Source organism: Actinomyces sp. ph3 (assembly GCF_000308055.1).
GTDB lineage: Bacteria > Actinomycetota > Actinomycetes > Actinomycetales > Actinomycetaceae > Pauljensenia.
On record NZ_CAGY01000001.1, the window covers coordinates 25,100 to 50,077 of the forward strand.

The following is a 24,978-nucleotide window of genomic DNA, read 5'->3' on the forward strand; positions in this document are numbered from 1 at the left end:
CTATCGGGTCACAATTGTTCCCTTGGGGACGACGGTAATTCCTGATTCCGTCACCGTGAAGCCACGCTCGAGATCGTGTTCCAAATCGACACCGACAATCGCGCCCTCTTCAACGACGACGTTCTTGTCCAGGATTGTCTTTACGACCTGCGAGGAACGGCCGACACGCACACCGTGCATGATCACTGAGTCAGTGACTTGTGCCCATGAATGGACATAGGAATTTGGAGAAACAATCGAGTGGTAGACCTCGCCACCCGAAATAATCACCCCGGGTGAAACGAAGGAGTCGACTGCGTGTCCCATACGCGAATGTTCGTCTCCATAAACGAACTTTGCAGGAGGCAATGAGCCGTCCAAAAGCGTCATCGTGGGCCAATCCCTGTTATAGAGATTAAAGACTGGATGAACGCTAATGAGGTCCATATTTGCCTCGTAGTAGGCGTCCAAAGTACCGACATCGCGCCAGTAATCGCGGTCTCGATCCGTCGAACCGGGAACATCGTTGTCCTTGAAGTCGTAGTAGCCGCACATGCCACGCTCAACGAACCAGGGAATGATATTCCCACCCATATCGTGCTTCGACAGGGGGTCCTCAGCATCTTCTCGAAGCGCGGCGATCAGATCCTGAGTCGTGAAGACGTAGTTGCCCATTGAGGCAAGAACCTGGGTGGGATCGTCCTCGAGGCCAACTGGATTTTGAGGCTTCTCAACGAAGCGATCGACGTGGCCATCCTTGCCTTCGATTACACCGAGGGCCGATGCGACTTCGATGGGCTGGCGAATTCCTGCGACGGTCGCGGGAAGCCCGGAATCGATGTGGTGCTGGACCATCTGTGAGAAGTCCATGCGGTAAATATTGTCAGCGCCAGTGATGACAATATAGTCGGGATTTTCATCATCAACGATGTTGAGTGACTGGTAAATCGCATCAGCGCTTCCCAGGTACCAGTGTGGCCCACGACGCTGTTGGGCAGGAACTGGAGCAATGAAATTGCCAAGCAGGGGAGAGGTGTACCAGGTCCGGGTTACGTGCCTGTCCAGTGAATGCGACTTGTACTGAGTCAGTACAACGATCTTCATATAGCCAGAATTGACCATATTCGATAGTGAGAAATCAATGAGTCGGTAATGACCACCGAAGGGAACGGCCGGCTTTGCCCGATCCATGGTGAGAGGCATTAGCCTTTTACCTTCGCCTCCGGCTAGAACGATCGCGAGAATATGATTTTTAGCCATGGCTCTAGAGTATGCGTAAATTCATGATTTTGGTTGCGGATTTTAGAACGTGGTGAAGAACATATTGAGAGAGAAATTTCCGCTAAGCTAGAAGCACCCGTGCGTCGAAGGAGCTCACATGCGCGTTGACTTGTTGACCAGAGAATACCCGCCACATGTTTACGGAGGCGCGGGAGTTCATGTTACTGAATTAGCTAAGGTTCTCCGCTCTCGGGTGGATGAGCTTCGTATTCATGCTTTTGACGGTCCCCGTGAAGATGCGGGAGAAGTCCTTGGATATTCGGATCTACCGGAGCTGGCACATGCCAACCCTGCTCTGCGTACGCTTGGCGTCGACATTGCCATCGCTGCAGATACAGTTGGCGCCGATTTGGTGCACTCGCATACGTGGTATGCAAATTTCGCCGGGCACCTATCATCCTTGATGAACGATATTCCCCACGTCGTGACGGCTCATTCGCTGGAGCCACTGCGCCCGTGGAAGGCCGAGCAGCTCGGTGGCGGGTACCGCGTCTCCTCTTTCGTTGAGCGTTCTGCCTACGAGGCTGCGGCAGGTATTGTTGCAGTTTCACACGGAATGCGCGAGGACATTTTGCGCGCCTATCCCGCCGTGGATCCCGACCGCGTTCATGTCATCCATAACGGAATTGATCTGACTCAATGGCATATTCCAACAACCGATGCTGAGAAAGAACATCAGGTTAAGGTCCTTGAGCACTGGGGGGTAGATCCGGACAGGCCTTCAGTGATCTTCGTTGGGCGGATTACTCGCCAGAAGGGACTGCCGTACTTCCTGCGCGCCGCGCGTCGTCTTCCCGAGGAAGTCCAGGTCATCTTGTGCGCTGGTGCGCCAGATACTCCGCAGATTGCCGCCGAAGTTGAAGGACTGGTGGCCGAGTTGCGCAATAGTCGCAATGGTGTCGTTTTGATCTCCGAAATGCTACCTCGCGCCGATCTTATTGCGCTCTTGGATGCCGCTACTGTCTTTATTACGCCTTCGATCTATGAACCTCTTGGCATCGTCAATTTGGAAGCTATGGCTGTTGGTTTACCTGTTGTTGGAACAGCAACGGGCGGTATTCCAGATGTCATTGTTGATGGTGAGACAGGTTATCTTGTGCCGATCAAGCAGCTTCATGACGGGACTGGGACTCCGTTGGATCCTGAGCAATTCGAAAGTGATATGGCTGATCGCTTGATCGAGGTGCTGTCGTCGCCTGAAAAGGCTCATCAAATGGGGCAAGCAGGGTTGCGTCATGCACGTGATTATTTCTCGTGGGATGCGATCGGTGATAAGACTGTTGCCCTTTATCAGAAGCTCGTTCACTGAGCTGATGACTTTGAAGAGGACACCTACTGTGAGCTGCGGGATACTAAGACAATGAATACGGTAATTGAGCTCGATGATGTTGCTTTAACGCGTGGCGAAACCCAGATTTTAAATAACATCACGTGGAATACCCATCGCGGCGAGCAGTGGGCCGTTCTGGGTGCAAATGGGGCAGGAAAGACTTCTCTCGTTCGCGTTGCGAGCGGAAAAGTTCAACCGACAAGCGGAAGTGTTCGTTTTGATGGTAGTTCGGTCACTGATCTCCAGCCCCAAGAACTTGCATCACGCTGCTCGTTAGTATCTTTGTCGACCACCCAACGACTACGTCCAAGTATGCGTGTGATTGATGTGGTGCGCTCAGCCGCTTGGGGGGTCTCCGCACCATTTGCAGAGACTTACGAAGATATCGATACCCAGCGTGCCCGTGACTTGCTCGGTCTATTTAGTGTTGATCACCTCGAGGAGCGTCCTTTCCACACCTTGTCTGAGGGTGAACGCCAGAGGATCGTTCTCGCACGCGGTTTGATGTCGGATCCCGAAGTACTCATTCTTGATGAACCAACTGCGGGCCTCGACCTTGGAGCGCGAGAGCTTCTCATTGCTGCCATGGAAGAGATCATCGCTGGGAAGAATGCCCCTCAGGTTATTTTGGTGACGCATCACCTTGAAGAAATTCCACAGGGGGTTACGCACGCAGCTGTGATGAAGGACGGAGAAATCTTCGCTGCCGGCACTGTTAATGAGGTGCTAAATGGCCGGGTACTTTCGGATGCCTTCGAACTAGCACTCAGCGTTGAAAACGAAAACGGCCGTTGGTTCGCCCGTGGATTACCCCGTTGATCAATTTTCCGGTACACAGAAGTAGGTGAAAAGCAATGATTACCTGGTGGATGTGGTTTCTTGCTGCGCTCGTCTTTGGCATCATCGAGGTCTTGACTATTACCTTCGTTTTCCTAATGTTTGCCATCGCTGCAATCGCGGCGGGTCTTGTCGCGCTCTTTGGTGGAGGGACCTTAGCTCAGATCGTCGTTTTCGTCGTTGTTTCAATACTTTTGATCTTCGCTCTTCGTCCGTTGATGAAAGGGCGTATTCAACGCTCAGGTGAGGATGTGCGAACCAACGCGGATGCCTTGATCGGCAAGACCGGTTATGTCACCCAGTTGGTCGGCGATCGTGACGGCCGAATTCAGTTTTCAGGTGGTGAATGGAGCGCACGAAGTTCCGAAGGCCTGATTCCTGTCGGCACCGAGGTGACTGTCGTCGCGATCGACGGTGCCACCGCAGTTGTTCAACCGCTTCACTCTTAATTTCATCCGGTTTACTCATAGAAAGGGGAGGGATTGATGAATGAAGATCCCATCGGGAGCATCGTAATGATAGTCGGTGTTGTGCTGGCGATTTTCGTCATGATCGCTATCGCTCGCGCTGTCCGTATCGTCCCGCAGTCTGAAGCATACGTTGTGGAACGACTTGGTCGTTTCCGTTCCGTTCTGCACGGTGGTATTCACCTGCTTGTTCCCTTCGTCGATCGCGTTGCCGCACGCATCGATCTTCGCGAACAGGTTGTGAATTTCCCTTCGCAGTCAGTGATTACTGCAGACCAGGCAATGGTTGAAATTGATTCGGTCATCTATTTCCAGATTACCGATCCTCGTAGTGCAACCTACGAAGTCGCTAACTTCCTGCAGGCGATCGAGCAGCTGACTGCAACTACTCTTCGTAACCTCATCGGTTCCTTGGATCTGGAAGAAACTCAGACCAGCCGTGAATCCATTAACAAGCAACTTCGTGGTGTGCTTGATGAAGCAACTGGCCCGTGGGGTATTCGCGTGACACGCGTCGAGCTCAAGTCAATTGAACCACCGCCGAATGTTCTCTCTGCAATGGTGCAGCAAATTACAGCTGAGCGTACGAAGCGCGCCACGATCTTGACCGCTGAAGCCGAGCGCGAGGCACAAATTAAGAAGGCAGAAGGCGCGAAGCAGGCTGCCGTCCTTGCAGCATCAGCACAGCAAGAAGCTCAAGTGCTTCAGGCACGTGGTGAAAAGGAAGCACTGATTCTTCAGGCTGAAGGTGCACGCCAAGCGCAGATCCTCCGCGCAGAGGGCGAAGCTGAAGCAATTTCTGTCGTCTTCAATGCGATCAATCAGGGACATGCAACTCCTGAACTGCTGTCCTACAAGTACTTGGAGATGCTGCCTCGTATTGCTAATGGCCAGGCTTCAAAGTTGTGGGTTCTTCCTTCAGATCTCACCGGTGCACTGGATGCCATCTCCAAGGGTTTTGGTCGCTCCTAAGGTAAGCAGATGAAACAGCAGCAGGAACAGGTCCTTCGTAGTGTTGCCCAGGAAGATATCCGCCTAATCCGCTTGTGGTTTACGGATGTCGCTGGAGTGCTCAAATCGGTCTCAATTGACCCCGGAGAGCTCGAGGAGGCTTTTAGCGAGGGAATCGGTTTCGACGGATCTTCCATTGAAGGTCTAACTCGTGTCTACGAATCCGATATGCTTTTGCGTCCTGATGCTGCAACTTTCCAACGTTTGCATACAAAAGATGGCACTGATGTTCACGGGCGGATGTTCTGTGATGTCCTCACCCCGGATGGCTTGCCATCACCAGCCGATCCCCGAGGCGCGCTCGAGCGTGCAGTTCAGCGCGCCTCGGAGATGGGCTTTTCAGTCTTCGCCCACCCGGAGATTGAGTTTTATCTTCTTCGTCAGCCGGTCGATATCAATCATCTAGAACCGGTTGATCAAGCTGGCTATTTCGATCATGTGACTCGCGGGCTATCTAACGATTTTCGCCGGAAGATCGTGCGTGCCTTAGAAGAGACGGGGATCCAGGTAGAGTTCTCGCACCATGAAGGTGGGCCTGGCCAAAATGAAGTTGATCTTCGTGCGGTCGACGCTCTTCATGCGGCCGATAACATCATGACCGCCCGGACCTTGATTGAAGAGGTAGCGCTGGCTGAGGGGATGCTCGCTACCTTCATGCCAAAGCCCTTCATTAATCGCCCTGGATCGGGAATGCACACCCACCTTTCGCTATTCGAAGGGGATGAAAATGCCTTCTACGATCCCTCTGGACGCTACCAGCTCTCCGAGATTGGTCGCTATTTCATTGCCGGTTTGCTTCACCATGCGCGCGAGATAGCTGCGATTACCAATCAGCATGTGAACTCCTACAAGCGTCTATGGGGCGGGGGAGAAGCGCCCTCCTATATTTGTTGGGGTCACAATAATCGTTCGGCGCTCGTTCGCGTTCCCGTATATAAGCCTTCGAAGAAGAGCAGCGCACGAATCGAATACAGGGGACTTGATCCTGCAGCAAATCCCTATCTCGCACTCGCTGTGCTAATTAGCGCCGGTCTTGACGGTATCGAAAAGAAAATGCCTCTCGCTGAAGAAGCAGAAGATAATGTCTGGCAACTCAGCGAAACAGAGCGTCAGATTTTAGGCATCCACCCGCTGCCCTCGTCGCTTTCTGATGCCCTGCGCGCAATGCGTTCATCGGATTTAGTTGCCGAGGCGTTGGGCGAGCAGGTGTTCGAGCACCTTCTGCGTGAAAAAGAGAATGAATGGCGCGAGTACCGTCGGCAGATTACTCCGGCAGAACTCCGTCAATTCCTCAAGGTCAATGGATGATCTCTGATCGTGAATTACGCCGTTTTGGTGTGACTCAACCTGAACGCATTCGGGCACTCCTCGAATCTTCTGGTTTGAGCGATACCGAGCATATTGACTCACTCGAAATATGTGCGGATATTGAACAGTTTGCGGTTTTCTGCGCAAGAGCACACGATGAATGTCCTTCGCTGATCAGCCTGCTTCAAAATGATGCCGCCAGTGCCAGGCGCCTTGCTGTAGTTCTCGGTTTCTCATCGTGGTGGGGAGATTATCTTCTCCAGCACCCGAATTTTTTCCTTCCAGATGCTCCCGGTGCGACAAAGCTTTGTATAACCGACGAACTTTGCCGACTGCTACCCAAGGGATGGCCTGCGACGGCTGCGGACGAGGCTCCTGAGTCACGCTGGGAAGAGGCGGCCTCGTACCTTCGAATGGTCTATCGGCGGAGGCTTTTTGACATCATTGCGGATGATCTTCTGGCCGAGAACGCTTACGCACCCGATCATGTTGAATCCATTACCGCACGTCTCTCAGAGGCTGCAGACGAGGCTCTTCAAGGAGCGCTCTATATTGCTCGCCTTCTTGAAGCCCCCGATGCTGAGGTGCCTTTGTGCATTATCGCAATGGGAAAGACTGGGGGAGGTGAGCTCAATTATGTTTCCGATGTTGATGTCATGTACGTGCTTGCGGATAGTGCACCCACGGAAGACGCAGAGCTCACTCGTTTACGCCTTGAGCGCGCAACGCGTATTGCAAGCCTGGTGGCATCCATCTGCTCCAGTCCTAGTAAAGAGGCGCCGCTGTGGAGCGTAGATGCGAATTTACGTCCGGAGGGCCGTGATGGAGCACTTGTGCGCACCATTGATTCTTACCGTGCTTACTGGGATCGCTGGGCGCAAAACTGGGAGTTCCAGGCGCTGCTGAAAGCACGTCCCTGTGCTGGCGATATGGAAGTTGGGGCGCGTTTTCTTGAGTATGCTGCGCCCTTTATTTGGGAAGCCTCGGCGCGTCCAGGTTTTGTCGATGACGTTCGTTCGATGCGCGCTCAAGTTGAAAACTCAGTGCCGCCAAAGGTGCGTGACAGCGAGTTAAAGCTGGGCGTGGGAGGACTGCGTGATATCGAATTTTCGATTCAATTTCTGCAGCTAGTCCACGGGAGAAACGATATCCAGATCAGGCAGCGATCGACTCTTGGTGCACTCGAGGCATTAAGTGCACGAGGATATATTGCGCGTGCGGACGCTGCTAATCTTCGGGAAGCCTATGCGTTTTTGCGTATCCTTGAGCACCGCTCCCAGCTGCTCAGGATGCACCGAACCCATACGCTTCCCAGTGGTCTTCGTCAGCTCGAACGCCTTCTGCGTTCGCTTCACGCAGCGCCCGCCACAGTTGAGCAGCTTCACGAGCACCTTCGAGCACTTCGTTTGCGAGTGCGAGAGCTTCACCATTCGGTATTTTTCCGGCCAATTATTGCTGCAAGTGCCCGGCTGGATGAGGATCTCATTCATCTTGATGACCAAGCTGCGATGGATCGTCTGCGAGCGATCGGTTACTTGGACCCGCGCAGCGCCCTCAAACATATCGAGTCTCTATGTGCGGGAACTTCCAGGCGTGCGATGATTCAGCGTCATCTTCTTCCCGTATTGCTCTCATGGATTGCCGATGGTGCTAATCCCGATATGGGCTTGCTTAATTTCAGAGTTCTTTCCGATGAGATTGGTGATTCTCATTGGTATTTGGCACTTCTACGCGATAGCGATTATGCGGCCTCGCAGCTGTGTCGGGTTCTTTCTGCATCCGCGTGGATTGGTTCCCTGATCCGTCTTTTCCCAGAGGCCGTCTCGTGGCTTGATTCAGCTGAATTGCTTGCAACGCCTTCATTCGACGTACTTTCCCGCCAAATGCGTTCGGTCGCGGGAAGAGCTGGGAGCATTGACGAGGCGATTGAGAAGATTCGCCTTATTCGCACGCGTGAAGTTTTGCGTATTGCGCTTCGCGAGGCCACGGGTTCAAAAGAAGGGGTGGGTAGGGACCTCTGTGTTGTTGCCGATGCCTGTGTGCTCTCGGCCCTCGAAGCCTTCGATCTTTTTGACGAGAGTGAAGAGCGCATTCCGGATTTGCACATCGAACTGTGTGCCTTGGGTAGTTATGGGGCGCGGGAGCTGTCCTATACATCGGATTTGGATGTTCTTGCCATCGTTGCTGATAGCTGTGATGCCAGTGCTCTACGTCGTGCGCATGATCGAATCACGCGGCTTAAGCAATTGTTTTCTACCTCGAGCCGAGCTCTACCCGTAGCTTTGGATTTTGCTCTGCGTCCCGAGGGAAAAAACGGAGCCTTAGTACGCACTCTCGACTCCTATACCGAGTATTACGAACGCTGGGCACAGGTGTGGGAAAAACAAATGCTTGTTCGTCTGCGCCCGCTTGGGGCCGGGAACACAGCAGATGCGCTGTATCAATTTGCGCAAACATATTGTTTCCGCTCACCTTTGAGCGATGATGAAACCCGTGATATTCAATTAATGAAGGTCCGTGTCGAACGAGAAAGAATTCCCGGGGGCATTGACCCGCGGATGCACATCAAACTAGGCCCCGGAGGCCTTTCCGATATCCAATGGCTTGTCGAACTACTGCAATTACAGTCGGGGAGTGAGGACCGTGACCTTCGAACATCTTCCACAAGGCAAGCTTTGCTGGAACTACTCCACAGAGGAAAACTCACTCAAAGCGAGTATCAACGCGCTGCCTCGACTTGGGAATTTGGGCAAGAACTGAGGCGCGCCCGGGTTATCGCCGCAGGCCCTTCTGCCTCGAAAAATGATGTTATTCCCTCAAATACTGAGCAACTTGTGGCGATGGCTATGCTCATGGGTTATTCGCGCGATCAGCGTGAAGAAATGACGACGAAATGGCTGACCTCCTCACGTAAAATGCGGGAGGTATTTGAGAAACTGTTTTGGAATATCTCGTGAAATTAGGCGTAGCAATAGGGGAGCGGCATGAAGCTTGCATTAATTAGACATGGACAAACTCCAGCAAACATCACAGCCTCCTTGGATACTCGCCTCCCGGGCTTGCCGCTGACCGAACTCGGGCTCTCGCAGGCTGAGAGCCTGAAAGAACGTTTTGTGCGTGAAGTGGCGGGGCAATTGGATGCGCTCACTGTCTCTGCGATGAAACGAACGCAACAGACTGCGGAACCGTTGTGTGAGCTTTTTGGGCTAACACCAGTAGTGACGGCACAGATTCGTGAAGTGAGTGCCGGCGATCTTGAGATGTCATGCGATCCCGTTGCAATCAGGATTTACGTGGAAGCCTGCGCAGCGTGGATGCAGGGAGATTTTTCGCATCGTATGCCCGGTGCTGAGGACGGTTACGAGTTTCTCGGACGCGTCATCCCCGAGATTCAAGCCGTGATGGAACGTGCTTACAGCGTTGCTGCGGATCAGGGGATTGGAGCACTTGTTGCGCACGGAGGTCTGATTCGTGTGATCTCTGCGTATCTCAGTGAGGATATTCGTCGGGGAATTCCGCTCACTCGCTTCATGTCAAATACCGGAATCGCGGTGTTTGATGTTGATATCGAAGAAATTCGATCCCTCAGCAGTGAGGGGGTTTTCGCTTCTCTTTCTGCTATCAGTTGGGACGGGGATCAACTTCGCGGTGACTGAGACGGGGCTCCAGTCTGTGGTGGATTGAAAGTGCGCACCTCATAGGGAAAGTTTCGATACCTGAGGTAGTCGATAAGGAATTGGCGATGCTCTTCGCATGAAAGCCACTTCTTAGTACGACCGGTATGAATCTTCGGATTCGACCATTCGATGATGAAAACCGCCGAATTCTCGCACTCTCTTGCAGAGCATACGCAGTGCTCGATACCGCGTCCTAAAGACATGTTCCCTCCTAGAAGAACCAAGTCAATGCTCGAATTTTCGGCGAACATCCACCATACTGGCGAGGTGCATTGTCCCATAAAACGCGCGCCCGGTGGGGAAGTGAGGGTATGAGCTGTAAACTGGCACAGTATTAATCCAGCCCAAAAGGGAGAAGTAATGTCGGGACACTCTAAGTGGGCGACTACCAAGCACAAGAAGGCGGCGATTGACGCCAAGCGCGGTAAGCTCTTCGCACGACTGATTAAGAATATTGAAGTTGCTGCTCGTACCGGTGGTGGTGATCCCGCCGGAAATCCCACCCTCTTTGATGCCATCCAGAAGGCAAAGAAGAACTCTGTTCCCGCAGATAACATCGATCGCGCCGTCAAGCGTGGTTCGGGTGCAGAAGCCGGTGGCGCAAACTACGAAACCATTATGTACGAAGGCTACGGCCCTAACGGTGTCGCCTTCTTGGTTGAGTGTTTGACTGACAACCGTAACCGTGCGGCATCCGATGTTCGTCTGGGATTCACCCGTCACGGCGGCTCGCTGGCCGACCCCGGTTCGGTTGCCTACCTGTTCTCGAGGCGTGGTGTCATTGAGGTGCCCGCTGCAGACGGTGTAGACGAAGACAGCATCATGGAAGCTGTTCTTGACGCTGGCGCTGAAGAGGTTGAAGACCTCGGCGAGGGCTTTGTTATTGAGTGTGAGCCCAGCGATGTCGTTGCAGTCCGCAAGGCGCTGCAAGAAGCGGGAATCGACTATGACTCGGCGGAAGTTCAATTCGTAGCGTCCACCGAAGTTGAACTCGATCTTGAAGGTGCGCTCAAGGTTAATAAGCTCATTGACGCACTTGAAGATTCTGACGATGTGCAGAACATCTACACCAATATGTCTCTTTCCGATGAGGTGCAGGCCCAGCTGGAAGAAGAGGAGTGAGTGATGACTGAGCAGACGGCAACTCGTGAGGTCGGAACCCCTCAGGTCAAGCGCGGAATGGCTCAGATGCTCAAGGGCGGCGTCATCATGGATGTCGTTACCCCTGAGCAAGCAAAGATCGCTGAAGATGCCGGTGCCGTTGCAGTTATGGCACTCGAGCGTGTCCCGGCGGATATTCGTGCGCAGGGTGGCGTTGCTCGCATGTCTGACCCGGATCTTATTGATGGCATCATTAATGCCGTTTCGATCCCGGTCATGGCAAAGGCTCGCATCGGTCACTTTGTTGAAGCACAGGTTCTTCAGTCGCTTGGCGTTGATTACATCGACGAGTCCGAGGTGCTGACCCCCGCCGACTACAGCCACCACATCGACAAGTGGAACTTCACCGTTCCCTTCGTCTGTGGTGCGACCAACCTCGGTGAGGCGCTTCGCCGTATCAACGAGGGCGCTGCCATGATCCGTTCTAAGGGCGAGGCCGGCACCGGCGACGTCTCCAACGCGACCACGCACATGCGTAAGATTCGCGACGAGATTCGCCACCTGACATCCCTGCCCGAGGACGAGCTCTACGTCGCGGCCAAGGAACTTCAGGCACCCTACGAGCTCGTCGCCGAGGTCGCCCGCGAGGGTCGCCTCCCCGTCGTGCTCTTCACGGCTGGTGGCATTGCCACCCCCGCTGACGCTGCCATGATGATGCAGCTTGGTGCCGAAGGCGTGTTTGTCGGCTCCGGCATTTTCAAGTCGGGTGATCCTGCGAAGCGTGCGGCCGCTATCGTCAAGGCGACGACTTTCTACGATGATCCTTCGGTTATTGCAGAAGTTTCGCGTGGGCTTGGTGAGGCAATGGTTGGCATAAACGTCGACGACCTTCCCGTTGACCATCGATTGGCTGAACGCGGATGGTAAATATTGGCATTCTCGCCCTTCAGGGTGATGTCGCCGAACATGTGCGGGCGCTGGAAGAATCCGGCGCCCGCGCTGTCCTAGTGCGACGTAGCGAGGAACTCGCCTCTGTTGACGGTTTGGTAATTCCAGGCGGCGAATCGACAACTATGTCTAATCTGCTGCTTTCATTCGGCATTTTTGATCAGTTAGCTGAGCAGATATCAAATGGAATGCCGGTCTATGGGACATGCGCGGGAATGATCATGCTTGCGACTTCGATTCTTGATGGCAGGGATGATCAGCGTTCATTTGGCGCCATCGACATGGTTGTGCGCCGGAATGCTTTTGGCCGTCAGGTGGACTCTTACGAAGAAGAGCTTGATATCAAAGGTATCGAAGGGAAGCCTTTCCCCGCCGTCTTTATTAGGGCGCCTTGGGTTGAGTCAGTGGGCGCGTCTGTGGACGTACTCGCGCGTGCCGGAAATACTTCCGATGGTCCAATTGTTGCTGTCCGCAGTGGTCAGGCGCTCGCAACCTCCTTCCACCCGGAGATCGGTACGGACTGGCGCTTCCACGAGCTCTTTACACGGATGGTTCAGCAGGAATCTTAATCATGCGGGTTTTGGGAATTGATCCGGGTATCACACGCTGCGGCTTGGGTGTTGTTGACGTCGATCCTTCTCGGCGTGCATCGATGGTTTTTGTCGGAGTTGCCCGGTCTTCAACCGAACTTGCCCAGCATTTTCGCTTAGCCAAGATCGCCGATGCGATTGATCATGTGATCTCCCTATACGAACCTGAGGTTGTTGCCATCGAACAGGTTTTCGCTCAGGACAATCTTCGTTCGGTTTCGACGACTATGCAGGTTATGGGAGTTGCACTTGCAGCTGCGGGACGCGCTGGACTTCCTATGGCAATACATACTCCTTCAGAAGTTAAGAGTGCAGTGACAGGGAATGGTAATGCTGATAAGGCGCAGGTTCAGCACATGGTTGCTCGTATTCTGGGTTTGGATAAGCCCCCGAAGCCCGCTGATGCCGCTGACTCATTAGCGATTGCAATCTGCCACGCATGGCGGGGGACTGGACTGCTTGGAGCTCGGGGAGACTCTACAGTTGCTGTTTCTCAGTCAGGAAAGCTTTCGGCTAGGGGACGTCTGACTCCAGCACAACAAATGTGGGCAGAGGCTCAAGCTGCGCAGCGCCGAACCGGCGCGGTCGATCCCCGTCGTCGCCGTAGCTAGGGTATCGTACGTATGTTCGGTCCCATCAAGAGCATTGTTGAGGTGAAAGCATGATTTCCCGAGTTCTCGGCAATATCGCACGCGTAGGTGTGGGTGACGTCGTTGTTGTACACGGAGGCATCGGCTTTCAGGTCTTCGTGACTCCACCTTTTGCTAGTGAGCTCCACAAAGGTGATGATGTTGAGCTCTATACCCATCTGATTGTTCGTGAAGATTCTTTAACGCTCTACGGGTTCAAGACTGAAGAAGAGCGCGAAGTATTCGAAATCCTCATGTCAGTCAGCGGTATCGGCCCCAGGATTGGCCTGGCCGCTCTTTCTGTTTTCACCCCGAATGATCTACGGCGCGCTGTGGCAGATCAAGATGCCGCAGCTCTGGCCAGGATTCCCGGAGTTGGTAAGAAGGTTGCCTCGCGCATGCTTGTGGAGTTGGGCGATAAGCTCGGAGTGCCGGCTGAACTTCCTCAGGCCTCGGCACCGATGTCGGGAGTAGTCGAAGCAGAGGTGAAGGCAGCGTTGATTGGCTTGGGATGGAACGATGCAAAGGCAGACGCTGCGCTGGCCGAGCTAGGCGGAAATGGTCTCAACGCTTCGGATCTTCTACGTGCAGCATTGATTAAGTTGGGAGGCGCAAATGGCCGATGAGTTCGAGGCCTCCGTTAACATTGTCGCGCCAGATGCGGGAGAACTTGAGAGGGCTGCTGAGGCTGCTCTTCGTCCCAAGCGTTTGAGCGAATTTGTTGGTCAGAAGGTTGTTCGTGATCAGCTTCAGTTAGTGCTTGATGCTGCGCGGGCTCGTGGCGCGAGTGCCGACCACGTTTTACTAGCAGGACCTCCTGGATTAGGTAAGACGACACTGGCAATGATCATCGCTGCTGAAATGGGGACATCATTGCGCCTCACTTCAGGACCGGCGATTCAGCATGCTGGTGATTTAGCTGCAATTTTATCCGGGCTGCAGGAAGGCGATGTTCTCTTCATTGATGAGATTCATCGTCTTGCCCGCACTGCCGAGGAAATGCTTTACCTCGCAATGGAGGATTTCCGGGTTGACGTCGTCGTAGGTAAAGGTCCGGGAGCGACGTCGATTCCGCTGACCCTACCGCCTTTTACTGTTGTTGGTGCGACAACTCGTTCTGGCCTTCTTCCTGCACCGCTTCGTGATCGCTTTGGTTTCACCGCTCATCTCGAGTTTTATTCGACGGAAGACCTTGAAATGGTCGTCCGGCGTTCTGCAGAGCTTCTCTCAACTCCTATTGATGCGAAAGCAGCCCATGAAATCGCTTCTCGTTCCAGGGGAACTCCTCGAATTGCCAATAGGTTGCTGCGTCGTGTCGTTGACTACGCCCAAGTTCGAGGCAATGGTCAGCTCACGCTTGAAGCGGCGCGAGGCGCTCTTGAGCTCTTTGAGGTCGATGCTTTTGGCCTGGACCGTCTGGATCGTGCTGTTCTTGACGCAATGTGCCGCCGATTTGCGGGAGGACCGGTTGGTCTTACCACTCTTGCAGTAACTGTTGGCGAGGAAGCGGAAACCGTTGAGACGGTCGCAGAGCCCTATTTGGTTCGTGAAGGTTTCATCCTGAGGACGACACGCGGTCGGATGGCAACTGCTAAAGCATGGAAACACCTTGGTTTAACGCCGCCGGCTGAATCCGTTCTTTTTGAGTAATCTCGTTTTATATTGGGATGTCACCCAAATGCGCTGCTTCCTATTACACTGTATGCGGATAGCTTTCATGCGTTCCTGCCCCAAGAAGAAAGATAGATCGTGAGTACACCGTTCCTGATTTTCATCGGCCTGATGCTTGTCGCCATGTTTATTTTCAATAGCCGTGCTCGAAAGCGTATGGCTGAACAGGAAAAGAAAGCTGAAGAACGTCGTAAGGAAATGATGGTTCCCGGCGCCTGGGTTCGTCTGCGTTCTGGATTCTGGGGTCGTTTCGTTGACCAAGATGGTGAGATCGTCATTCTTGAGACCCCCGGTGGCCACGAGACTTATTGGGATCAGCGGGCAATTTTGGACGTGGCTGAGGAACTTCCGTTCCAGAGCACTGATGCAGAGAAAGACGACGCTTCTGGCGAGTCTGAAGAAGAGCCGGTTCTTGGCTTGGATTCGCAGGACGACTCGGCCGAGACGAAGTGATCCCAAGGGGAACTAAAGGTAGACCATCGTGACAACTCAAAAGCGCCATCCTTGGCGCGCTCTATTTACTCTAATCTTTATTTTTGTTCTTGGTACGGCATCTCTTGTTGTCGGAAAACTGACGAATAAAGGTGCTTCATATATTCCCTCGCTTGCGTTGGACTTGCAGGGTGGTACGCAGTTGATCCTGACTCCGGTTGCTTCTGGAGGGGTGGATCGCGAGGTTACTGAGAACGACATTACCGAGGCGATCAATATCATTCGTCAGCGTATCGATGCCTCAGGTGTGTCCGAGTCCGAGATCTCTTCCCTGGGTTCCTCGAATATCTCGGTGTCGATTCCAGGTACTCCTTCGCAGGAAACTCTGAACCTGATCCGCTCGTCCTCTCAGATGAATTTCCGTCCGGTTCTAGCAATGCTTCCCGCCACTCAGCCGCAAAGTAACCCGACCCCGAGCGCGACCGATTCTAGTAACCAGACGCAGGTGAACAATCCTGAGGCCCCGGCAAGCTCAACGCCCTCAGCGTCCGAGTCTGCCGCGCCTAGCGAATCTGCATCTCCCTCGGCCTCGGCAAGCCCCTCAACTGTCAGCACCGCGCTAAGCCCTGAGCGAGCAAAAGAACTGGCCGATCAGAATAAGGATGGTCAGCTCTCGGATACTCCCACTGAGCAGCCTCAGAACAACTCAGACCTGAAGTGGGCAACCGAGCAAGCTATTTACGATCTGTACACTCTTGACTGCACGACCGGCCGCGGCGGCCGCATCGAAGCGCCTGCCGATAAGCCCTATGCAGCATGTGATTCAAACGGACAGATTAAGTACCTGCTGGGTCCCGTTGACGTTTCAGGTTCGGAGCTCTCCAAAGCTACTGCTGGAATGGTCATGAACTCTCAGGGACACTCCACTGGTGAGTGGGGAGTTGATCTGACCTTTAACGCTGAGGGAACCAAGCAGTTCGCTGAGGCTTCAAAGCGTCTTTACGATCTGCGCAATGACACCCAAAGCGGGAGGAACTACGGCAAGCCGGATCGGAATCACTTCGCTGTTGTTCTGGACGGTCAAGTCATCACTGCGCCGTCGATGAATGCCGAAATTCCAACGGGTACCGCACAGATTACCGGTAACTTCACTGCAAAGAGTGCTGCTGCGCTTGCTAACCAGCTGAGTTTTGGTTCGCTCCCGTTGAACTTCGAGGTCCAATCTGAGCAGCAGATTTCCGCAACCCTTGGCTCCGAGCACTTGGAGAAGGGCCTGTGGGCGGGCTTGGTTGGTCTGGTCCTTGTTGTCCTCTACATGATTTGGCAGTACCGAGGCCTGGCAATCATCTCCGCTGGCTCGCTTGTCGTCGCGGGGTGCTTGACCTACCTGGTAATCACGGTCTTGTCGTGGGCAGTTGGATACCGCCTGTCGCTTGCGGGTATCGCCGGTTTGATCGTTTCAGTAGGCGTGACGGCAGACTCCTTCATCGTGTATTTCGAGCGTATTCGAGATGAAGTGCGTGATGGTCGTCCGCTGAGCGCCGCTGTCGATGAAGGTTGGGATCGTGCCAAGCGAACCATTTTGGTTTCGGATGCGGTTAATCTTGTTGCCGCAGTGGTTCTTTACATCTTGGCCGTTGGCGGCGTTCAGGGCTTCGCATTCACCCTTGGCGTGACAACAGTTGTCGACCTGATCGTGATCTTCCTCTTCACACATCCGATGATGGAGTTGCTCATCCGTACCGAGTTCTTCGGTGGGGGACATAAGCTCTCTGGACTTGATCCCGAGCACCTCGGTGCCCGATCGGCGGTTACCTATGCCGGCCGAGGCCGCGTGGTGGTTTCGGGTGCTGGTTCCGCTAGCGGCACTTCCGAGACCAATGCTGAAGGCCAGCCGCTCTCTTTGGCAGAACGTAAGCGTGCAGCACGTTTGGCTGAGCAGGGGAGTCAAGATGCCGAGGACAACACTTCTTCCGAGCAGGCAGGAGAAGAGCAATGATGAGTTATGCCCAGTGGGGTAATGCCCTTTATTCGGGTGAGAAGTCCTATCGGATTGTCCCGAAGCGTCGGATTTTTGTTCGAGCAGCCCTAGCTGTGATCGCTATTTGTGCGATTCTCATTGGAATCTTTGGGCTTAATCGGTCATTCGAATTCACCGGTGGTTCGCAATTCACTTTGACGGGTCTTTCTGAGACTTCTCAGCAGCCCGCATACGATGCGATCCAGAAGGGAAACCTTGCGTCTGAAGTACGCGTTTCTTCTGTTGGCGTTGATGGCATCCGAGTTCAGACCGAATCTCTGGATTCGCAAAAGACACTCGAGGTTCGCGAAGCTCTTGCAAGCGCCTACAAGGTCGATGCGAAGGATGTTCAGTCTGCATCTATCGGTCCTTCCTGGGGACGCGATGTTACTGCTAAAGCTGCGCAATCGCTTGTGATCTTCTTGACGCTTGTCGCAGTGCTAATGGCTGCATACTTCAGATCCTGGACGATGTCCGTTGCTGCGATTTTCGCGCTCTTCCACGATATTGCGACGACCCTTGGTTTCTTCGCAGTTACTCGTGTCGAGGTCTCGCCAGCAACAGTTATCGGCTTCCTGACGATTTTGGGTTATTCGCTCTATGACACCGTCGTGGTGTTCGATAAGGTTCGAGAACTCACGAAGGGTATTAACGATCAAAATCGCTACACCTTTGGCGACATGGTCAACCTTGCTGTGAACCAGACAATGGTGCGTTCGCTCAATACCTCAATCGTGGCTTTGCTTCCGGTTGGCTCAATTCTTGTCATCGGTTCGATTCTTCTGGGCGCAGGCACATTGACCGACATCTCTCTTGCTTTGTTCGTCGGTATGATCGTCGGAACATATTCCTCGATCTTCATCGCTTCGCCTTTGTTGGTTATGCTGGAAGAACGTCGCTCGTCAACCAAGGCGCACGATGCTTTGGTGGCGAAGCGACGCGAACGTGAAGGTCATACCGGTGACGATGTACGTGTGGCGCCAGTCCAGCCTGGTCGTCGCCTTGGAAATGAAGCCCAACCCAAGAGGAAGAAGGCCCGCTGATGAGCGCAGAGCTCGGAGCAGAAGTTAGCGAACTCGTTCGCACCCATCTCCGCGAAGTACAAGACTTCCCTGAGGAAGGTGTGCTTTTCCGCGATATCACTCCTCTTTTGGCGGATGGCCACGCCTTCGCCGAATTGATTCGCTTGCTGGCTGACCACTACCGCGGGCGTATCGACGCGGTTGCAGGCCTGGAATCTCGCGGTTTTATACTTGCAGCACCTTTGGCAACTGCGCTCGGTATTGGGATGATTACTGTGCGAAAGGGAGGGAAGCTCCCCGGTCCGGTGATTGGCATCGATTACGAGCTTGAATACGGTAAGGCTCGGATGGAGCTTAATCCAGGCCTCGTTGAAGAAGGCGCGCGTGTCTTAGTCGTTGACGACGTCTTGGCTACAGGCGGGACGGCAGCAGCTTCTGTCAGGCTTCTAGAGCAGTGTGGTGCGAAGGTAGAGGCCGTCGCAATTCTTTTGGAACTTGAAGCTCTTGGCGGACGTTCCAAGCTTGAACCTCACGTTAAGGTTGAAACTGCTGTCGTTTTCTAAGTTGCGGCTTTCATTCCTACTGATCGCTTGTATCATTGAGGAATGAGTGAGCAAAATGACAACGTGACCCGGCCACCTGCGGCCGGGTCACGTGTGCGTTCAGGCCTGGTGTGGTTCGGTGCTCGTTCGAAGATGACGACGCCAGAGATCGAGCCTTTGGTTCGTGCCCTTCGCGCCAACCATCCCAAAGCGGATGTTTCTCTGATTGAGCGCGCCTATGCGACAGCCGAGAAAGCGCATCGCGGCCAGATGCGTAAGAGCGGCGAACCGTACATCACTCACCCCGTTGCGGTAGCGACAATTTTGGCTGAAGTTGGCATGACTTCACCTACGCTTGCTGCAGCTCTTCTTCACGATACGGTTGAAGATACCGACTACAGTCTTGAGCAGCTCACAGCTGATTTCGGCCCCGCTATTGCTCAGTTGGTCGATGGGGTCACCAAACTCGATAAGATTCGTTACGGCGAACGCGCGCAGTCTGAAACCCTGCGCAAGATGATTATCGCGATGAGCCGCGATATTCGAGTGCTCCTCATTAAACTTGCCGATCGTCTTCACAACGCTCGTACTTGGCGTTTTGTCCCTGTTGAATCAGCGAAGAAGAAGGCACGCGAAACTCTTGAGATCTACGCACCCCTAGCGCACCGCCTCGGGATGAATATGATCAAATGGGAACTGGAAGAGCGCTCTTTCAAGATCCTCTATCCCGAAATTTATGAAGAGATTGATCATCTGGTTGCGGAACGAGCACCTGAGCGTGATCTTTACTTACGCGAAGTAATTTCTCAGATCGAAGAAGATTTGCGACGTTCAGGTACACAGGGAACGGTGACCGGGCGACCAAAGAATCACTATTCGATTTATCAAAAGATGATCGTCCGCAATAAGGCATTTGATGAGATCTTTGATCTTGTCGCGGTGCGCGTCTTGGTCGAAACCGTCCGCGACTGCTATGCGGTTCTAGGGGCTCTGCACGGAAGATGGAATCCAATTCCGGGGCGCTTCAAAGACTACATTGCGATGCCGAAGTTCAACTTCTATCAGTCCCTGCACACAACGGTCATTGGCCCGGGTGGCAAACCGGTTGAAATTCAGATTCGTACCTATGAGATGCACGAACATGCAGAACATGGCGTCGCGGCACACTGGAAGTACAAGCAGAATCCGAATGCCAACTCATTAGATTCTGACCGGATGAGCGCTGATGAACAGATGAACTGGCTGCGCGCACTGGTTGATATGGAACGTGAAACGGGGGATCCCGAAGAATTCCTTGATTCGCTTCGCTATGAGATTTCCGGCGACGAAGTCTATGTCTTCACTCCTAAGGGCGAAGTGGTCGTACTTCCTCGTGGGGCAACTCCCGTGGACTTTGCCTACTCTGTGCACACGGAGGTTGGAAATCGGACTGTTGGCGCAAAGGTTAACGGCCGCCTCGTCCCGCTTAATACTCGACTTGAGTCCGGGCAAACCGTCGAAGTCGTCACTTCAAAGTCGGATAAAGCTGGACCTTCGCGCGACTGGCTTGCTTTTGTAGCTTCGCCACGCGCGAGGTCAAAGATCAAAGCATGGTTTTCTCGGGAACGAAAAGAAGAAGCAGTAGAGGCAGGTAAGGAAAGTATTGCGCGCGCAATGCGCAAACAAAACTTGCCTTTGCAGCGTCTGATGAACCATGATTCTGTTCTTTCAGTCGCGACATCGCTGGGGTACCCAGATATTTCGGGTCTGTACGCAGCCGTTGGTGATGGCCATATTTCTGCGCAGAATATTGTTTCGAAGCTTGTTGAAAATCTCGGTGGGGGAGATGGCACTGAAGAAACCCTCTCCGAGGCAGTCACCCCGGGTGCTCACCTTCATTCAGCCCCTGAGCTCAGCGCGAAGGGACAAGGCGTGAGCGTTGATGGGATGAACGCTAATGACGTATGGGTAAAACTTGCGCGGTGCTGCACACCAGTTCCCGGTGATGACATCGTTGGTTTCATTACCCGCGGTCAAGGTGTTTCCGTTCACCAGCGCTTGTGCCCCAATGCGGTACGTCTGGAAGGCCTGCATCCGGAGCGCTTTGTACAGGTTTCGTGGAGTAGCGAGCATTCTCAGGCACAGTATCTCGTCCAAATTCAGACGAAAGCTCTGGACCGTCCCGGGTTGCTCGCAGATCTCACCAAAGTCATGACCGAATATCGAGTCAATATTGTCTCTGCGTCTACCGTTTCAACTCGAGACCAGGTGGCAACTGCGCGATTCAGCTTCCATTTGGCTGAAATGAGCCATTTGAATGCGGTTCTTGCCGCGCTCCGGCGTGTGGATGGAGTGTTCGAGGCGGTACGTGTTTCGACTTCCGCTAATTAGTAACGCTGTCTCATTTTGAGGCATCCTCGTGAGACGTCACCCTATTTTTTATGAGATTGGCGGTTTTTTCCTTTAGGATGGAGCATGTACCGCTGAAGGTATGCCTGTGTGGAAAATCCACACATCGCGTCGGATGGGAAACTGTCCCAACCTCGAAGGAATATCGTGACTACTTCGCCTGAAACCCAGGCCACTGAGCCTGAAGTCGCCGCTGCACGTACTGTCGAACCGGCCGGAACGACCGAGCTTTCGATCGATTTTGGTCGAATTGATTCCCAGGGAAATGTGTGGGTTCAAGACGGTGATACTGAGCGAATGATCGGATCTTTCCCCGAGGGCCTTCCATCGGATCCTTTCGCGCTTTACACGCGTCGCTACGCGGACCTCGAAGCAACAATCAAACTCTTTGAAGACCGTTTGGCAAGCCTTGGGCCGAAGGAGATCGACCAGACTCTTGCCACCCTCAAGGAAGCTGTTGAACAGCCAAATGCTATTGGCGATCTTCCGGCACTGCGCGCCCGCGTCCAAGCTGTAGAGGAAAGGGCGCAGGCTCGTAAGGAAGAAGCGAAGGAAGAACGTCGCCTCGCAAAGGAACACGCTCTGGAAGAGCGCACTGCTCTTGTTGAGCGCGCGGAGGCGATCCTTGCTAAAGAGTCCAGCAAGATTCACTGGAAGCAATCGGGACAGGTCCTGCGCGATTTGCTTGAAGAATGGAAGCAACTCCAGCGTCGTGGACCGCGCTTGGACAAGGCTGCAGAAGACGAGCTGTGGAAGCGCTTCTCTGCGACTCGTACGCAATTTGATCGTCGTCGTCGTCAGTATTTCTCTGAGCTCGATGAGCGACAAGGGCAGGCAAAGCGCGTCAAGGAAGAAATCATTGCTCGTGCAGAAGCCTTGAAGGACTCAACCAATTGGGGTGAAACCTCCAATGCCTTCCGTGAATTGATGGAGCAATGGAAGCGCGCACCGCGTGCTTCTCGTCGTGAAGATGACGCACTGTGGGCGCGTTTCCGCGCTGCCCAGCAGGCATTCTTCGATGCGCGTCACCGCAACGATCTTGCCGTTGATTCCGAGTACCAGGCGAACCTGAGCGCGAAAGAAGACCTCCTGAAGGAAGCAGAAGCGCTTCTGCCAATTACTAACCATGAAGAGGCCAAGGCTGCTTTGAGGTCGATTCAGGATCGTTGGGCTGAGATTGGTCGTGTTCCTTCAGAGCACTTCCGTAAGGTCGAAGCCCGACTTCGTGCAGTTGAGGATGAGCTTCGCAAGGCTGAAGAAGCTGAATGGCGCCGCACGAACCCGGAGACTCGTGCTCGTGCAACGGGGATGCTCGGTCAGCTTGAAGAACAGCTCGATCAGTTGCGCGCTGACCTTGAAGAGGCGAAGACTTCGGGTGATGAAGCGAAGGTTCGCGAGCTGACGCAGGCACTGGAAACGAAGCAGGCTTGGTTCGACCAGATTTCCTCGTCGCTGTCGTGAACGAGAACATTCGAATCCACGTCATTCCCACTCCCTTCTACGGCGCGAATTGCTGCGTGATTACGCCGCAGTCTCAGGGAGACGGGCAAGTGGGAGCGCTTGTTGTCGATCCTTCTTTCGGCGTACGTGAAGAAATTCGTCAGGCGCTCGAGGAAGACAGGGCATACGTTGCTGCTGTTTTAGCAACGCATGGTCATGCTGACCACGTGTGGGACTGCGCTGAGGTTGCGTCGTGGGCGCCTGAGGGACCTGCACCCGTCTGGATCCCGGGACCCGATGCGTACCGCCTTGACGATCCAGCCTCCTACGTTTCGCTCCCGCTTCCGGAAGAAGTCAGTGAAGGATGGCGTAAGCCTTCAGTCATCAAAGAATGCCCGGTCGACTCCTTTGAGTATGTTCCCGGACTTGTTCTCCGGATGGTTCCTGCTCCCGGGCATACTGAAGGTTCGGCGCTTTTTTTGGGTGCTTCGGTACTCACTGTCTATTGGAACGGCGTCCGCGCACTAGACACGGGGGTTGTTGTTCCGTGGGCGCTCAGTGGCGACGTTATTTTTGCCGGTTCAGTAGGACGAACTGATATGCCTGGCGGTGACGAGACCCAGATGCGGCATACTTTGCGAACCCTTGCAAATGTTATTGATCCGCAGACGATTCTTTTCCCCGGGCACTCTGTAGCGACGACGATGGGTGATGAATTGGCAAATAATGCCTATCTACGTCGTGCGAAGAGCATCGGTTAATTTCTCTCTCGTCGCCCCCATGGCTCGGGCCGACAGCTGAGCTCCTCCGTGAAAGAATAGGGATTATGGCACGTACTTCACTTTCAGGATTTCCCGAGTGGCTCCCACAGGGCCGCATCGTTGAACAAGCGATTCTCGATCACATCCGTTCTGTCTTTGAGCTCCATGGATTTGCGGGCATTGAAACTCGAGCGGTTGAAACACTTGAACAGCTTCAATCCAAGGGTGAAACCTCGAAAGAAATCTATGTTCTGGATCGCCTACAGGCACTGAAAGATGAAGGACAGCGCTCTTCCAAAGAACGTCAGATGGGCCTTCACTTTGATTTAACAGTGCCCTTCGCACGATACGTCATTGAGAACGCAAACGAGCTTGATTTCCCTTTTAAGCGTTACCAGATTCAAAAGGTCTGGCGCGGAGAACGCCCGCAGGACGGTCGTTTCCGCGAGTTTACTCAGGCTGATATCGATGTCGTCGGCTTGGGGGAGTTGCCGTTCCACTACGAGGTCGATCTTCCTCTTGTCATGGCCGAGGCCTTGATGTCTTTACCGATTCCGCCTGTTCACGTTCTGGTGAATAACCGCAAGGTTGTTCAGGGCGTTTGTGAAGGAATTGGCGTGAGCGACGTTGAATCGGCACTTCGGGGCCTAGACAAGCTCGACAAGATCGGTCCAGAGGGCGTGAGGGAAGAACTTACCGAAGCAGGATTGAACTCCGAGCAGATTGACGTTCTTCTACGTATGGCGAAGATTCGTACCGAAGATGCTTCACAGCTTCAGCAGGAAGTTGCTGCTTTGGAGGTTTCCAGTGAAACTCTTGATCAAGGGCTGACTGAGCTTTGTGCTCTTGTTGACGAAGCGAACGCTGCAATGCCGGGAGTCATCATCGCTGACCTCAAGATTGCTCGTGGCCTCGACTATTACACCGGTTCGGTTTACGAAAGCGAAATTGTGGGCCATGAGGATCTCGGCTCCATTTGCTCCGGTGGGCGGTATGACTCACTTGCTAAGGACGGGAAGCGGACCTACCCGGGAGTAGGGCTTTCAATTGGTGTTTCTCGGCTAGTCTCGCGAATTCTTTCGCAGGATATGGTTTCCGCTTCGCGAAAGGTACCGACCTGTGTCGTTATTGCCGTAGCCGATGAGTCAGAGCGCAGACACTGCAATGCCTTGGCAACCATCTTGCGCAGGCGCGGTATTCCAACCGATGTGGCACCTAGCGCCGCAAAATTCGGCAAGCAAATTAAGTTCGCTGATAAACGAGGAATCCCATTCGTATGGTTCCCCGGTTCGGATGGAGAAGCTGATACGGTGAAGGACATTCGCTCAGGGGAACAGGTTGAGGCTGATATCTACAGTTGGCAACCTCCTGAAGATGATGTGCGTCCTGCGATCCGACCTACAGAAGAATTGGATTCCTGAGTCGTTTTAGTGCCTTCGGTGTGCGATCTCACCGAAGGCACTACTGTTTCTAGGGCAATGACCTGATAGCCTTGCTAGGCAACGAGGCGCTACCCAATGGTGGTCGAGCATAGCCTCGGCGGT

The 24,978-nt window shown here is 53.7% G+C and carries 22 protein-coding genes; 21 read left to right on the top strand and 1 reads right to left on the bottom strand.

Features of this window, described 5'->3' with window-relative positions; translation table 11 throughout:
• Nucleotides 1-1,239 (bottom strand): glucose-1-phosphate adenylyltransferase, encoded by a 1,239-nt coding sequence (locus HGAS_RS00130; RefSeq protein WP_026066534.1) that lies wholly within the window; start codon nt 1,237-1,239, stop codon nt 1-3.
• Between the two features lie 118 nt (nt 1,240-1,357).
• On the opposite strand from HGAS_RS00130, the gene glgA reads away from it, so the two are divergent.
• The 21 genes from glgA to hisS all read left to right on the top strand — a co-directional run bounded on the left by glgA (nt 1,358) and on the right by hisS (nt 24,855).
• Entirely contained in the window at nt 1,358-2,569 is a 1,212-nt protein-coding gene (glgA, locus tag HGAS_RS00135) for a glycogen synthase (protein ID WP_019125952.1), read from the top strand.
• A gap of 51 nt (nt 2,570-2,620) precedes the next feature.
• On the top strand, nt 2,621-3,409 hold the full coding sequence (locus tag HGAS_RS00140; RefSeq protein ID WP_019125953.1) for an ABC transporter ATP-binding protein: 789 nt from the start codon (nt 2,621-2,623) through the stop codon (nt 3,407-3,409).
• A 35-nt stretch (nt 3,410-3,444) separates the two neighbouring features.
• Nucleotides 3,445-3,876 (top strand): NfeD family protein, encoded by a 432-nt coding sequence (locus HGAS_RS00145; protein ID WP_009409501.1) that lies wholly within the window; start codon nt 3,445-3,447, stop codon nt 3,874-3,876.
• Between the two features lie 36 nt (nt 3,877-3,912).
• Nucleotides 3,913-4,866 carry an SPFH domain-containing protein gene (locus HGAS_RS00150; protein WP_019125954.1) on the top strand — a complete coding sequence of 318 codons (954 nt, stop codon included), beginning with the start codon at nt 3,913-3,915 and terminating at the stop codon, nt 4,864-4,866.
• A 9-nt stretch (nt 4,867-4,875) separates the two neighbouring features.
• A complete protein-coding gene (gene glnA, locus HGAS_RS00155; RefSeq protein WP_019125955.1) occupies nt 4,876-6,213 on the top strand; it encodes a type I glutamate--ammonia ligase in 1,338 nt (445 codons plus the stop codon).
• Nucleotides 6,147-9,170, top strand: a complete 3,024-nt coding sequence (locus HGAS_RS00160) for a bifunctional [glutamine synthetase] adenylyltransferase/[glutamine synthetase]-adenylyl-L-tyrosine phosphorylase (protein ID WP_233993641.1) — start codon at nt 6,147-6,149, stop codon at nt 9,168-9,170. Before glnA ends, HGAS_RS00160 begins: the two co-directional genes overlap by 67 nt.
• A 27-nt stretch (nt 9,171-9,197) precedes the next feature.
• A complete protein-coding gene (locus tag HGAS_RS00165; protein ID WP_019125957.1) occupies nt 9,198-9,869 on the top strand; it encodes a histidine phosphatase family protein in 672 nt (223 codons plus the stop codon).
• A 381-nt stretch (nt 9,870-10,250) separates the two neighbouring features.
• Nucleotides 10,251-11,012 carry a YebC/PmpR family DNA-binding transcriptional regulator gene (locus HGAS_RS00170; protein ID WP_009409495.1) on the top strand — a complete coding sequence of 254 codons (762 nt, stop codon included), beginning with the start codon at nt 10,251-10,253 and terminating at the stop codon, nt 11,010-11,012.
• Between the two features lie 3 nt (nt 11,013-11,015).
• The gene (pdxS, locus tag HGAS_RS00175) at nt 11,016-11,918 is read left to right on the top strand and encodes a pyridoxal 5'-phosphate synthase lyase subunit PdxS (protein ID WP_019125958.1); all 903 of its coding nucleotides are present in this window, start codon (nt 11,016-11,018) and stop codon (nt 11,916-11,918) included.
• Complete coding sequence (gene pdxT / locus HGAS_RS00180) at nt 11,912-12,508, top strand: pyridoxal 5'-phosphate synthase glutaminase subunit PdxT (protein WP_019125959.1); 597 nt, start codon at nt 11,912-11,914, stop codon at nt 12,506-12,508. The genes pdxS and pdxT overlap by 7 nt, the downstream gene beginning before the upstream one ends.
• Nucleotides 12,509-12,510: 2 nt before the next feature.
• Complete coding sequence (gene ruvC, locus HGAS_RS00185) at nt 12,511-13,140, top strand: crossover junction endodeoxyribonuclease RuvC (protein ID WP_019125960.1); 630 nt, start codon at nt 12,511-12,513, stop codon at nt 13,138-13,140.
• Between the two features lie 50 nt (nt 13,141-13,190).
• Nucleotides 13,191-13,784, top strand: coding sequence for a Holliday junction branch migration protein RuvA (ruvA, locus tag HGAS_RS00190; RefSeq protein WP_019125961.1), 594 nt, complete (start codon nt 13,191-13,193; stop codon nt 13,782-13,784).
• On the top strand, nt 13,774-14,808 hold the full coding sequence (gene ruvB / locus HGAS_RS00195) for a Holliday junction branch migration DNA helicase RuvB (protein WP_019125962.1): 1,035 nt from the start codon (nt 13,774-13,776) through the stop codon (nt 14,806-14,808). Before ruvA ends, ruvB begins: the two co-directional genes overlap by 11 nt.
• Nucleotides 14,809-14,907: 99 nt before the next feature.
• Nucleotides 14,908-15,282 (top strand): preprotein translocase subunit YajC, encoded by a 375-nt coding sequence (locus HGAS_RS00200; RefSeq protein ID WP_019125963.1) that lies wholly within the window; start codon nt 14,908-14,910, stop codon nt 15,280-15,282.
• Between the two features lie 28 nt (nt 15,283-15,310).
• Entirely contained in the window at nt 15,311-17,260 is a 1,950-nt protein-coding gene (secD, locus tag HGAS_RS00205; RefSeq protein WP_019125964.1) for a protein translocase subunit SecD, read from the top strand.
• On the top strand, nt 17,257-18,324 hold the full coding sequence (gene secF / locus HGAS_RS00210) for a protein translocase subunit SecF (protein WP_019125965.1): 1,068 nt from the start codon (nt 17,257-17,259) through the stop codon (nt 18,322-18,324). The genes secD and secF overlap by 4 nt, the downstream gene beginning before the upstream one ends.
• A complete protein-coding gene (locus HGAS_RS00215) occupies nt 18,324-18,866 on the top strand; it encodes an adenine phosphoribosyltransferase (protein ID WP_009409486.1) in 543 nt (180 codons plus the stop codon). The genes secF and HGAS_RS00215 overlap by 1 nt, the downstream gene beginning before the upstream one ends.
• Nucleotides 18,867-18,908: 42 nt before the next feature.
• Nucleotides 18,909-21,215, top strand: coding sequence for a RelA/SpoT family protein (locus tag HGAS_RS00220; RefSeq protein ID WP_026066536.1), 2,307 nt, complete (start codon nt 18,909-18,911; stop codon nt 21,213-21,215).
• 165 nt (nt 21,216-21,380) lie between these two features.
• Nucleotides 21,381-22,694, top strand: a complete 1,314-nt coding sequence (locus HGAS_RS00225) for a DUF349 domain-containing protein (RefSeq protein ID WP_019125967.1) — start codon at nt 21,381-21,383, stop codon at nt 22,692-22,694.
• A complete protein-coding gene (locus HGAS_RS00230) occupies nt 22,691-23,434 on the top strand; it encodes an MBL fold metallo-hydrolase (protein WP_019125968.1) in 744 nt (247 codons plus the stop codon). Before HGAS_RS00225 ends, HGAS_RS00230 begins: the two co-directional genes overlap by 4 nt.
• 65 nt (nt 23,435-23,499) lie before the next feature.
• The gene (hisS, locus tag HGAS_RS00235; protein ID WP_019125969.1) at nt 23,500-24,855 is read left to right on the top strand and encodes a histidine--tRNA ligase; all 1,356 of its coding nucleotides are present in this window, start codon (nt 23,500-23,502) and stop codon (nt 24,853-24,855) included.
• Nucleotides 24,856-24,978: the final 123 nt, after the last annotated feature.

What these genes read in the sequence shown, in the direction of transcription:
- HGAS_RS00130 (WP_026066534.1), bottom strand. Translation starts at nt 1,239, where the DNA reads ATGGCTAAAAATCATATTCTCGCGATCGTTCTAGCCGGAGGCGAAGGT.
- ruvA (WP_019125961.1), top strand. Translation starts at nt 13,191, where the DNA reads ATGATTTCCCGAGTTCTCGGCAATATCGCACGCGTAGGTGTGGGTGAC.
- HGAS_RS00140 (WP_019125953.1), top strand. Translation starts at nt 2,621, where the DNA reads ATGAATACGGTAATTGAGCTCGATGATGTTGCTTTAACGCGTGGCGAA.
- HGAS_RS00170 (WP_009409495.1), top strand. Translation starts at nt 10,251, where the DNA reads ATGTCGGGACACTCTAAGTGGGCGACTACCAAGCACAAGAAGGCGGCG.
- glgA (WP_019125952.1), top strand. Translation starts at nt 1,358, where the DNA reads ATGCGCGTTGACTTGTTGACCAGAGAATACCCGCCACATGTTTACGGA.
- pdxT (WP_019125959.1), top strand. Translation starts at nt 11,912, where the DNA reads ATGGTAAATATTGGCATTCTCGCCCTTCAGGGTGATGTCGCCGAACAT.
- ruvC (WP_019125960.1), top strand. Translation starts at nt 12,511, where the DNA reads ATGCGGGTTTTGGGAATTGATCCGGGTATCACACGCTGCGGCTTGGGT.
- secF (WP_019125965.1), top strand. Translation starts at nt 17,257, where the DNA reads ATGATGAGTTATGCCCAGTGGGGTAATGCCCTTTATTCGGGTGAGAAG.
- glnA (WP_019125955.1), top strand. Translation starts at nt 4,876, where the DNA reads ATGAAACAGCAGCAGGAACAGGTCCTTCGTAGTGTTGCCCAGGAAGAT.
- HGAS_RS00165 (WP_019125957.1), top strand. Translation starts at nt 9,198, where the DNA reads ATGAAGCTTGCATTAATTAGACATGGACAAACTCCAGCAAACATCACA.
- HGAS_RS00150 (WP_019125954.1), top strand. Translation starts at nt 3,913, where the DNA reads ATGAATGAAGATCCCATCGGGAGCATCGTAATGATAGTCGGTGTTGTG.
- HGAS_RS00215 (WP_009409486.1), top strand. Translation starts at nt 18,324, where the DNA reads ATGAGCGCAGAGCTCGGAGCAGAAGTTAGCGAACTCGTTCGCACCCAT.
- hisS (WP_019125969.1), top strand. Translation starts at nt 23,500, where the DNA reads ATGGCACGTACTTCACTTTCAGGATTTCCCGAGTGGCTCCCACAGGGC.
- HGAS_RS00220 (WP_026066536.1), top strand. Translation starts at nt 18,909, where the DNA reads ATGAGTGAGCAAAATGACAACGTGACCCGGCCACCTGCGGCCGGGTCA.
- ruvB (WP_019125962.1), top strand. Translation starts at nt 13,774, where the DNA reads ATGGCCGATGAGTTCGAGGCCTCCGTTAACATTGTCGCGCCAGATGCG.
- pdxS (WP_019125958.1), top strand. Translation starts at nt 11,016, where the DNA reads ATGACTGAGCAGACGGCAACTCGTGAGGTCGGAACCCCTCAGGTCAAG.
- HGAS_RS00145 (WP_009409501.1), top strand. Translation starts at nt 3,445, where the DNA reads ATGATTACCTGGTGGATGTGGTTTCTTGCTGCGCTCGTCTTTGGCATC.
- HGAS_RS00160 (WP_233993641.1), top strand. Translation starts at nt 6,147, where the DNA reads ATGGCGCGAGTACCGTCGGCAGATTACTCCGGCAGAACTCCGTCAATT.